This is a genomic window from Pseudonocardia sp. SID8383 (assembly GCF_009864975.1).
GTDB lineage: Bacteria > Actinomycetota > Actinomycetes > Mycobacteriales > Pseudonocardiaceae > Pseudonocardia > Pseudonocardia alni.
In genome coordinates, this window is the sequence record NZ_WWFY01000626.1 from 1 (window position 1) to 9,915 (window position 9,915).

The 9,915-nt window shown below is 74.1% G+C and carries 11 protein-coding genes and 1 pseudogene; 3 read left to right on the forward strand and 9 right to left on the reverse strand.

Annotated elements, in window-relative coordinates:
• The 6 genes and pseudogenes from GTW08_RS15315 to ddaH form a co-directional block, all read right to left on the reverse strand.
• A pseudogene (locus tag GTW08_RS15315) lies at positions 1-555 on the reverse strand (hypothetical protein); the annotation flags it as partial.
• Between the two features lie 46 nt (positions 556-601).
• The gene (locus GTW08_RS15320) at positions 602-1,291 is read right to left on the reverse strand and encodes a response regulator transcription factor (protein ID WP_062398072.1); all 690 of its coding nucleotides are present in this window, start codon (positions 1,289-1,291) and stop codon (positions 602-604) included.
• A 1-nt stretch (position 1,292) separates the two neighbouring features.
• Positions 1,293-2,555 (reverse strand): sensor histidine kinase, encoded by a 1,263-nt coding sequence (locus tag GTW08_RS15325; protein ID WP_083658796.1) that lies wholly within the window; start codon positions 2,553-2,555, stop codon positions 1,293-1,295.
• 228 nt (positions 2,556-2,783) lie between these two features.
• Complete coding sequence (locus GTW08_RS15330; protein ID WP_237453871.1) at positions 2,784-3,518, reverse strand: phosphoglyceromutase; 735 nt, start codon at positions 3,516-3,518, stop codon at positions 2,784-2,786.
• 17 nt (positions 3,519-3,535) lie between these two features.
• A complete protein-coding gene (gene rocD / locus GTW08_RS15335) occupies positions 3,536-4,747 on the reverse strand; it encodes an ornithine--oxo-acid transaminase (protein ID WP_304580166.1) in 1,212 nt (403 codons plus the stop codon).
• A 5-nt stretch (positions 4,748-4,752) separates the two neighbouring features.
• Entirely contained in the window at positions 4,753-5,553 is an 801-nt protein-coding gene (gene ddaH / locus GTW08_RS15340) for a dimethylargininase (RefSeq protein ID WP_073576579.1), read from the reverse strand.
• A 122-nt stretch (positions 5,554-5,675) separates the two neighbouring features.
• On the opposite strand from ddaH, the gene GTW08_RS15345 reads away from it, so the two are divergent.
• Both GTW08_RS15345 and GTW08_RS15350 read left to right on the forward strand, forming a co-directional pair.
• A complete protein-coding gene (locus GTW08_RS15345; RefSeq protein ID WP_073576889.1) occupies positions 5,676-6,107 on the forward strand; it encodes an AsnC family transcriptional regulator in 432 nt (143 codons plus the stop codon).
• 57 nt (positions 6,108-6,164) lie between these two features.
• Positions 6,165-6,674, forward strand: a complete 510-nt coding sequence (locus GTW08_RS15350) for a VOC family protein (RefSeq protein ID WP_073576580.1) — start codon at positions 6,165-6,167, stop codon at positions 6,672-6,674.
• A gap of 7 nt (positions 6,675-6,681) precedes the next feature.
• On the opposite strand, the gene GTW08_RS15355 is transcribed toward GTW08_RS15350, so the two are convergent.
• Together GTW08_RS15355 and gabP are read right to left on the reverse strand one after the other, a co-directional pair.
• A complete protein-coding gene (locus tag GTW08_RS15355; RefSeq protein WP_073576581.1) occupies positions 6,682-7,446 on the reverse strand; it encodes a GntR family transcriptional regulator in 765 nt (254 codons plus the stop codon).
• A 45-nt stretch (positions 7,447-7,491) separates the two neighbouring features.
• Complete coding sequence (gene gabP / locus GTW08_RS15360) at positions 7,492-8,895, reverse strand: GABA permease (RefSeq protein WP_073576582.1); 1,404 nt, start codon at positions 8,893-8,895, stop codon at positions 7,492-7,494.
• A 121-nt stretch (positions 8,896-9,016) separates the two neighbouring features.
• On the opposite strand from gabP, the gene GTW08_RS15365 reads away from it, so the two are divergent.
• On the forward strand, positions 9,017-9,649 hold the full coding sequence (locus GTW08_RS15365; protein ID WP_073576583.1) for a TenA family protein: 633 nt from the start codon (positions 9,017-9,019) through the stop codon (positions 9,647-9,649).
• Here the strand turns inward: GTW08_RS15365 and GTW08_RS15370 are convergent.
• Positions 9,637-9,915: thioesterase, FlK family (locus tag GTW08_RS15370; RefSeq protein ID WP_202417207.1), on the reverse strand; the 279-nt coding region annotated here is incomplete at its 5' end. The two genes, GTW08_RS15365 and GTW08_RS15370, sit on opposite strands and share 13 nt — an antisense overlap.

Genomic DNA, 9,915 nt, shown 5'->3' on the forward strand with positions numbered 1-9,915 from the left:
GCGCTCGGTCAGCGCGGCGACCTCCGCCCGCGACGGCGGGTCGGAGGTGAACGCGTCGCGGGTCAGCCGGCCCGCACCCAGCGGCACCGACGCGGCGACGTCGGGGGTCTCGTCGCGCCCGACGGCCAGCTCCAGCGAGCCGCCGCCGATGTCGAGCACGAGCAGGCGCCCGGCCGACCAGCCGCACCAGCGGCGGACGGCGAGGAAGGTCCAGCGGGCCTCGTCCTCGCCGGGCAGGACCTCCAGCGCCACCCCGGTCTCGCGCTGCACCCGGGCGAGGACCTCGGCGGAGTTCGTCGCGTCGCGCAGCGCGGACGTGGCGAACGCCAGGAGGTCGTCGCAGCCGGCGGCCCGGGCGGTGTCCCGGGCCCGGTGCACGCTCTCCAGCAGCGCCTTCACGCCGTCGCGGCCCAGCGCTCCCCTGCGGTCGAGGTGCTCGGCCAGGCGCAGCTGGTCCTTCTCCGACGACATGGGCTTCGGGTGAGCACCGCGGTGGGCGTCCACCACCAGGAGGTGAACGGTGTTGGACCCCACGTCGAGAACGGCCAGGCGCACCCGATCAGGTTACCGAGCCGTTATCGACGGTCGGGCAACCCCTGGCTCACACGTCGAACTTGTAGCCGAGCCCGCGCACCGTGACCAGGTGCTTGGGCGTCGAGGGGTCGCCCTCGACCTTGGACCGCAGCCGCTTGACGTGCACGTCGAGGGTCTTGGTGTCGCCGACGTAGTCCGCGCCCCACACCCGGTCGATCAGCTGGGCGCGGGTGAGCACCCGCCCGACGTTGCGCAGCAGGTACTCCAGCAGGTCGAACTCCTTGAGCGGGAGCGCGACCTCGTCGCCGTTGACCGACACGACGTGCCGCTCGACGTCCATCCGCACCGGCCCGGCCTCCAGCACACCGGTGCCGCCCTCGGTCTCGCCGCCGGTCTCGCCCCCGCGGCGCAGCACCGCGCGGACTCGGGCGATGAGCTCGCGCGCCGAGTAGGGCTTGGTGACGTAGTCGTCGGCGCCGAGTTCCAGCCCGACGACCTTGTCGATCTCGCTGTCGCGGGCGGTCACCATGATCACCGGCACGGCGGAGCGGGAACGCAGCGCCTTGCAGACGTCGGTACCGCTCATGCCGGGCAGCATCAGGTCCAGCAGCACGATGTCGGCGCCGTTGCGGTCGAACTCGCTCAGCGCGTCGTTGCCGTTGGCCGCGACGGCGGTGGTGAACCCCTCCTTGCGCAGCATGAACGCGAGCGGGTCGGCGAAGGACTCCTCGTCCTCGACGATCAGCACCCTGGTCATCTCATCCTCCGGTTCCGGCGGTCTGGGGGGAGCTGCCTGCGGCAGCCTCACCGTGGGGGGCGCCGCCGATGCCCATCCGGGCGGGCAGGCGCATGGTGAAGGTCGATCCGGTGCCGGGACGGCTCCACAGCCGCACCTCGCCACCGTGGTTGGCGCAGACGTGCTTGACGATCGCCAGGCCGAGACCGGTGCCGCCGGTGGCCCGCGAGCGGGCCGGGTCGACCCGGAAGAAGCGCTCGAAGACCCGCTGCTGGTGCTCGGGGGCGATGCCGATGCCGCGGTCGGTCACCGCGATCTCGATCGAGCCGTCGACCGAGCGGCGGCTCACCGACACCGACGAGTCCGCCGCGGAGTAGGCGATCGCGTTCTCCAGCAGGTTCGTCAGCGCGGTGACGAGCAGCGTGCGGTCGCCGTCGACGACCAGCCCCGAGGTCTCGTCGGCGGTGATCTCGACGGCGTGCGACTCGGCGGAGGTGCGGCTGCGGGCCAGCGCCTCGGAGACGACCTCGTCGACGTCGACGGCGGCCAGCGCGGGGAGCCGTTCGGCGCCGGTCAGCCGGGACAGCGCGATCAGCTCCGAGACCAGGTTCCCCATCCGGGTGGCCTCGCGCAGCAGCTTGTCGCCGAACCGGCGGACCTCGCAGACGGCGTCGGGGTCGGGCTCGCCGCCGTCGGCGGGCTCCAGGCCGTCGAGGCTGTCGAGCAGGGCCTCGGCCAGCAGCGCGACCGCGCCGACCGGGGTCTTGAGTTCGTGCGAGACGTTGGCGACGAAGTCGCGCCGGGTCGCCTCCAGCCGGGCCACCTCGGAGGTGTCGACGGCCTCGACCAGCGCGAAGCCGTCGCCGAGGGAGCGGACCCTGGCCTGCACCGCGACCGGGCCGCGGGGCGTGCGGTCCAGCGGCGAGAGATCGACGGTGTAGTCGCCGGAGGCGAGCAGCCGGTCCCTGCCCTGCACGCGCCGGCAGGCGGCGAGCGCGCGCGGGTCGAGCCGCTCACCGGCGACGGCGCCGAGCGCGGCGGCCCGCGGGTTGTGCAGGAGCACCTCGCCGCCGGCCCCGACCACGGCGAGCCCGGAGCTCGACTGGCGGAACGTGCGGTGCAGCAGCTCGCCGAGGGTGGGTCCGTCGGCGGCCACGGGGTCCGCCGGGGGGCGGCCGGTGCCGGGGCTGGGTCGGCCGTGCGACGACCGTCGCGCCAGTGCGGCCCCGGCGGTGAGACCGAGGAGCAGGGCGAGGGCCGTGATCAGCCACGCGAGCGTGGTCACGGGTGCATGGTAGGCAGCCGGGGGTACCCCCTGACCAGCGCCGGACACCGGATGGTGACGCCCGCGACCCCTCCGCGCGACACTGTTCGGTCCCCGTTCACCGTGGGTTCAGCGAACCCCTCCCCCCCCCCGCCCCGGGGTGCCCCCAGGGTCACTCTCGTAGCGCTCTAAGCCACGAAAGTGACCCTGGGGACATCCCCGGGGGTGCAGCGGGCGGGGGCGGTGGGGTCAGCGGCCCTGGTTCGCCACCCCGGCGATGGCCTCCTGCGCCGCGGCCGGGTCGAGGTAGCGCCCGCCCGGGTTCGTCGGCGTCAGGTCGTCGTCGAGGTCGTAGACCAGCGGGATGCCGGTGGGGATGTTCAGGCCGGCGATGTCGGCGTCGGAGATGCCGTCGAGGTACTTCACCAGCGCGCGCAGCGAGTTGCCGTGCGCGGCGAGCAGCACGACCTTCCCCTCGCGCAGGTCCGGCACCACGGCCTCGGTCCAGTAGGGTAGGAACCGGTCGACGACGTCGGCCAGGCACTCGGTCAGCGGGGCGTCGACGCCGGCGTAGCGCGGGTCGGCGTCCTGGGAGTACTCCGAGCCCTTCTCGATCGCGGGCGGCGGGGTGTCGTAGGAGCGGCGCCAGAGCATGAACTGCTCCTCGCCGTACTGCTCCAGGGTCTGCTTCTTGTCCTTGCCCTGCAGCGCGCCGTAGTGGCGCTCGTTGAGGCGCCAGTCGCGCTTGACCGGGATCCAGTGCCGGTCGGCGGCGTCGAGGGCGATATTCGCGGTGGAGATGGCCCGGCGCAGCAGCGAGGTGTGTACGACGTCGGGCGCGACGCCCGCCTCGGCCAGCAGCTCGCCGCCCCGGCGGGCCTCCGCCTCGCCCTGGGAGGAGAGCGGCACGTCCACCCAGCCGGTGAACAGGTTCTTCGCGTTCCAGTCGCTCTGACCGTGGCGCAGCAGTACGAGGGTCGGCATGGCCGACAGCCTGCCACCTACCCGCGGGAAAGGTCCCCGAGCGCGGTCCCGAACGTGTCCACCAGCACGTCCACCTCGTCGTGGGTGACCACCAGCGGCGGGGACAGCCGCACGGTCACGCCGTGTGTCTCCTTGGCCAGCACCCCCTGCCGGGCGAGTGCGACGCACACGTCGCGGCCGGTGCCGATCCGCGGGTCGACGTCGACGCCGGACCACAGCCCCACCCCGCGCACGGCGGTGAGCCCGGGCAGCGCACGCAGCCGCGCGTCCAGGTGCGCGCCGAGCTCACGGGCCCGCGCCTGGTACTCCCCCGTCGCCAGCAGCGCGCACACCGCGGACCCGACGGCGGCGGCGAGCGGGTTGCCGCCGAAGGTGGAGCCGTGCTCGCCGGGGCGCAGCACGCCGAGCACGTCGCGCCGCCCGACGACGGCGCTGACCGGCACGATCCCACCGCCGAGCGCCTTGCCGAGGGTGTAGAGGTCGGCGCGCACCCCCGACAGGTCGGCGCACAGCGTGGCCCCGGCCCGGCCCAGCCCGGACTGGATCTCGTCGCAGACCAGCAGCACGCCCCGCTGCTCGGTGAGCTCGCGGACCGCGCGCAGGTAGCCGGGCGGCGGCACGAGCACCCCGGCCTCGCCCTGGACCGGTTCGAGCAGCACCGCGACGGTGTCGTCGGTGAGGGCGGCGGCCAGCGCGTCGGCGTCGCCGTAGGGGACGCGGTCGAAGCCGGGGGTGAACGGGCCGAAGTCGTCGCGGGCGACCGGGTCGTCGGAGAACGAGACCACCGTCGTCGTGCGGCCGTGGAAGTTCCCCCCGGCGACGACGATCCGCGCCGCCCCCGGCCGCACGCCCTTCACCCGGTACCCCCAGGCGCGGGCGACCTTCACCGCGGACTCGACGGCCTCCGCGCCGGTGTTCATCGGCAGGACGGCCTCGGTGCCGGTCAGCGCGGCGAGATCGCGCTGGAACGCCGGCAGCCGGTCGTTGTGGAACGCCCGCGCGGTCAGGGTGAGCGTGTCGAGCTGGGCGTGCGCGGCCGCGGTGAGCGCGGGGTGGCGGTGCCCGAAGTTGAGCGCGGAGTAGCCCGCGAGAGCGTCGAGGTAGCGGACGCCGTCGACGTCGGTGACCCAGGCGCCGTCGCCGTGGGACAGCACCACCGGCAACGGCGCGTAGTTCCGTACACCGAACTCCTCGGCGAGGGCGATCTGCGGGTCGGTGCCCGGTACCACGGCGGTCACGACCGCAGCTCCAGCGTGGCGCACTTGATCCCGCCGCCGCCCCGGCGCAGCTCCGCGGTGTCGACGCCGACGGTGCCGAACCCGCGCTCGGCCAGGTCGGCGGCGAACTTCTCGGCCTGGGGCGCGTGGACGACGGTGCGCCCGTCGGAGAAGCAGTTCAGGCCCAGTACGGCCGCGTCGTCGTCGGAGACGACCACCGCGTCGGGGAAGCGGAACCGCAGCACCTCCTGGGAGGCGTCGTCGAACGCGCCGGGCAGGTAGGCGACCGCGCCCGGCCCGCCGGCCGGGTCGAGCACCGCGAACGCGGTGTCGAGGTGGTAGTAGCGCGGGTCGATCAGCTGCAGGGACACGACCTCGCGGCCGAACACCTCCGCGGCCTCGCCGTGCGCACGCGGGTCGGTCCGGAACCCGGTGCCGGCGTAGACGGTGTCGCCGACGAGCAGCAGGTCGCCCTCGCCCTCGTTGACGTGGCGGGCCTGGTGCACGGCGAACCCGGCGGCCCGGAACCACGCGCCGTACGCGGGCCCCTCGGCGGCGCGCTCGGTGTGCCGGAACCGGGCGGTGAGCGCGGTCCCGTCGATCACGGTGCCGCCGTTGGCGGCGTAGACCATGTCCGGGTACCCGGGCAGCGGGTCGACGAGCCGGACGTCGAACCCGAGGTCGCGGTAGACCGCGTGCAGGGTCTCCCACTGCGCCAGCGCGAGCCGGGTGTCGGTCGCCTGCTCCGGACGCATCCACGGGTTGATCCGGTAGCTCACCGTGAAGTGCTCGGGGCGGCACATCAGCACAGAGGTCATGGGCACAGCATGGCGCGCCTACCCCGTGCGTTTCCCGGCTTCAGGCGCACGATCTGCGCGTGCTGTACCGGCTCGGCGCTGGTTCCGCGCGCTCCGGTCTAGCATCCGGCGTCGTGGACGGGATCGACGCGATCGACCGCAGACTGCTGGACCTCCTCCGGGTCGACGGGCGGGCCGGCTGGGCCGAGCTGGGCGAGCGGGTGGGCCTGTCGGCGTCGGCGGTGCGGCGCCGGGTGGACCGGCTGACCGCCCGCGGCGTGGTGCGGGGCTTCACCGTGCAGGTGGACCCGGACGCCGAACGGGCCCCGGGCGTGGAGGCCTACGTCGAGCTGTTCTGCCGCGGCACGGTCGCCCCGGCCGAGCTGCAGCGGATGCTGTCGGCGGTGCCGGAGGTCGTCACGGCGGGGACGGTCACCGGGGAGGCCGACGCGCTGGTCCTGCTGCGCTCGCGCGACGTGCGGTCCCTGGAGGACGCTCTGGAGCGGCTGCGGCTCGCGGCCGACGTCGACCACACCCGCTCGGCCGTCGTCCTGACCTGGCTGGTGACTCGTTGAACTCTCACGGGTCATCGCGTACCGTAGTCGGTTGAAAGTTCAACCAAAGGAGCAGCCGTGCCCGTCCAGCGTCTCAACCACGCCGTCCTCTACGTCCGCGACGTCGCGCGCAGCGTCGGCTTCTACCGCGACACCCTCGGCTTCCGCCCGGTCGTCGAGCTCCCGGGCGGGCGCGGTGCGTTCCTGCAGGCCGAGGGCTCGACCAACGACCACGACCTCGCCCTGTTCGGGATCGGCGCGCAGGCCGGGGCCTCGCAGGCGGGCCGCGGCACCGTCGGGCTCTACCACCTGGCGTGGGAGGTCGACACCCTCGGCGAGCTCGCCCGGATCGGCGAGCGGCTGCAGGCGGCCGGGGCGCTGGTCGGCGCCTCGGACCACGGCACGACCAAGGCGCTCTACGCGAAGGACCCCGACGGTCTGGAGTTCGAGGTGTGCTGGCTGGTCCCGGCGGCCCTGATCGACGGCGACGACCACGACATGCGCATCGAGCCGCTCGACATCGCGGCCGAGATCGCCCGCTACGGCGCGGACACCCGCGGCGGGATCGGCGTCTCGGTCCCGGCCTGAGCCCGCCTCAGCCGGGCTCGTTGAGGTCCACCCGGTAACCCGAGCGGGACGAGAACCGGGCGGTGACCGAGAACCGGTCGCCGCGGACCAGGGTGTGTCGCCACTCCACGGGCCGCCCGGCGGACAGGCCGAGCCGCTCGATCGACAGGGCGGCGACGCCCTCGTCGATGCCGAGCAGCTCCCGCTCGCCGCGCCCGGGCAGCACGGCCCGGATGTTCTCCATGCCGCCGTCGACGCGGATCCCGCAGCGACGCCGGTACTCGGGGTAGATGCCGGTGTGGGTGAAGTCGACGTCGAGCAGCGGCGCCGCCAGCTCCTCGGGCAGCCACACCCGGTCGACGGCGAGCGGCTCGGCGTCGGCGAGACGCAGCCGCTCCAGGTGCACCAGCGGCGTGGACTCCTCCAGCCCCATCCGGGCCGCGACCACGCCGTCGGCGCGGACCTCGAAGGTCCGCACCACGCTGCGCTGGGTGCGCCCGGCGGACTCGACCGCCACGTAGAGCGAGTACGGCTCGTCGAGCGGCTGCTCGATCTCCGAGCGCACGGTCGGGCGGGCGACCCGCCCCCGCCCGGCGACGACGGCGCCGTCCTCCCGCAGCCGGCGCAGCGCCTCACGCACGGTGTGCCTGCTGACCCCGTAGTCGGCGGCCAGCGCGAACTCGCCGGGCAGGGCCTCGTCGAACTCGCCGTCGGACAGCCGGCGGCGCAGGTCCGCGAGCAGCTGCTGCCACAGCGGCATGGTCCCGTCGCGGACCAGTGCTCGCGCCGTCATCGCCCCACCCCCTCGCGCGTGATCACCGTAGGCGAGCGCCGTGGGTCACCGCACGACGGCCCGCGCGCGACGCCGGGTGAGCAGCACGCCGACACCCACGACGCCGGCCGCGATGAGCGCGGTCATGCCCAGCTCGAAGCGCGAGCCCTCGCGGGTGGCCATGTAGACGAGCACCACCGGGATCACGACGATCACCGACCAGGTGAGCACCGGGTAGCCCCACATCCGCACCGGCATCGCGACGCCGTCGCGCTCCAGCACCCGGCGCATCCGCAGCTGGGACACCGCGATGACCAGGTAGACCAGCAGCGCGATCGCGCCGGAGGTCGCGAGCAGCGCGGCGAAGACCTCCTCTGGGAAGGCGTAGTTCGCGATCACCGCGACGAATCCGACCAGCGTCGACCCGAGCACCGCGAACCGCGGCACACCCTGCCCGGTGGTCCGGTTGACCAGGTCCGGGGCCTGCCCGCGGCGACCGAGGGAGAACAGCATCCGCGACGCCGTGTACAGCGCCGAGTTCAGGCAGCTGGCGACGGCGACGAGCACCACGACGTCGACGATCAGCTTGGCCGACGGGACGCCCAGCGCCTCCAGGGCCGCCTGGTAGGAGCCGACCTCGGGCAGCCGCGGGTCGTTCCACGGGACGATCGCGACGACGAGCAGGATCGAGGCCAGGTAGAACACCGCGATCCGCCAGATCACCGAGCGGGTGGCCCGGCCGATCCCGCGGGCCGGGTCGCCGGATTCCGCAGCCGCGATCGTGACGATCTCGGTGCCCATGAAGCTGAACATCGTCACCAGCACCGCGGCGACCACCGCGCCCGGCCCGTTCGGCAGGAACCCGCCCTCGGACACCAGCCGGGACAGCCCCGACACCGACGAGTCGTCGCCGACGAAGCCGGGCAGCAGGCCCAGCACCGCGAGCACCCCGACGACGATGAACGCGATGATCGCGACCACCTTGAGGAGGGCGAACCAGAACTCGAACTCGCCGTAGTTGGCGACGGAGAACAGGTTGGTCACCGTCAGCAGCACGGTGACGGCCAGCGCCCAGCCCCACTGCGGCACCCCCGGCAGCCACGAGTTGAGGATGACCGCGGCCGCGGTGGCCTCCACCGGGATCACGAGGACCCAGAACCACCAGTACAGCCAGCCGACGGTGAACCCGGCCCACGGCCCGATCGCCCGGTCGGCGTAGGTGGAGAACGAGCCGGAGTCCGGCTGCGCGGCCGCCATCTCGCCGAGCATCCGCATCACCAGCACGACCAGCGTCCCGGCGAAGAGGTAGGCCAGCAGCACCGCGGGGCCCGCGGTGGCGATCGCGCTGCCGGAGCCGATGAACAGCCCGGCGCCGATCACCCCGGCGATGCTGATCATCGTGACGTGCCGGTCGCGCAGCCCCGCCTTCAGCTCGCCACCGGCCTCCGTCCGGTTCGCGGTCTCCGTCATGGCGCCTCCCCTGCTCGGTGCCACAGCGGGCGGTGGCCGGTGCGTTGCGCAATGGTCACCCGGGCGTCGTCCGTTGTCACAGCCCGGGCCGCGTCCGGGGGCTGCGCCTAGCCTGGGCGACATGGGATTCAGCGTGCAGCTGCGCGAGTCGACGGCCGCGACCTGGGACGCGGCGGTCGGACACCGGTTCGTCGACGAGCTGTGGTCCGGCAGCCTGGACCGCGGCGTGCTGCGGCACTACCTGGAGCAGGACCTGCAGTTCGTCGACTCGTTCCTCGCGCTGCTCGGCGCCGCCGTCGCGACGGCCGACCGGCCCGGCCCGCGGGTCCGGCTGGCCCGTCAGCTGGGGCTGGTCGCGGGCCCGGAGAACGACTACTTCGAGCGCTCGCTCGGTGAGCTGGACGGGCACACCGAGCCGGAGCGGACCGCGCCGACCGTCGGGTTCGTCGACCTGATGGACGAGGCACGCGACGCCGGGTACGCCGAGACGCTGGCCGTGCTGGTCGTCGCCGAGTGGCTGTACCTGGACTGGGCGACACGGCCGGGCGCCACCACCCCCGACGACCGGATCTCCCGCGAGTGGATCGAGCTGCACCGCGGCGTCGAGTTCGAGGAGTGGGTCGCGTTCCTGCGCGACGAGCTCGACCGCGCCGCCGACCGCCTCGACCCCACCCACCGGGAGCGGGTCGCGGCGCTGTTCGTGCGCGCGGTGGACCTGGAGCTGGCGTTCTTCGACGCCGCCTACCCCGGCTGAAGGCCGACGACGGCCTTCACGACCTGGGCCCGGGCGACCACGACGCCGTCGCAGACGGCCGTCACCGAGGTGAACGCGGACCGGCCGGTGCGCCGGTCGAGCGTTCCGCGAAACGCGACCTCCCGGCCCCGCCGGGCCTGCGCGGACAGCGTGACCGCGGTGGACACCGACACCGCGTGCTCGGCCTCGGTGAGGTGCGGCAGGGCCGCGAGCAGCGCGGCCACCTCCAGCCCGACGGCCAGCGCACCGGCGTGCGCGCCGCCCGC

What these genes read in the sequence shown, in the direction of transcription:
- GTW08_RS15365 (WP_073576583.1), top strand. Translation starts at nt 9,017, where the DNA reads ATGGGATTCAGCGTGCAGCTGCGCGAGTCGACGGCCGCGACCTGGGAC.
- gabP (WP_073576582.1), bottom strand. Translation starts at nt 8,895, where the DNA reads ATGACGGAGACCGCGAACCGGACGGAGGCCGGTGGCGAGCTGAAGGCG.
- GTW08_RS15330 (WP_237453871.1), bottom strand. Translation starts at nt 3,518, where the DNA reads ATGCCGACCCTCGTACTGCTGCGCCACGGTCAGAGCGACTGGAACGCG.
- ddaH (WP_073576579.1), bottom strand. Translation starts at nt 5,553, where the DNA reads ATGACCTCTGTGCTGATGTGCCGCCCCGAGCACTTCACGGTGAGCTAC.
- GTW08_RS15320 (WP_062398072.1), bottom strand. Translation starts at nt 1,291, where the DNA reads ATGACCAGGGTGCTGATCGTCGAGGACGAGGAGTCCTTCGCCGACCCG.
- GTW08_RS15355 (WP_073576581.1), bottom strand. Translation starts at nt 7,446, where the DNA reads ATGACGGCGCGAGCACTGGTCCGCGACGGGACCATGCCGCTGTGGCAG.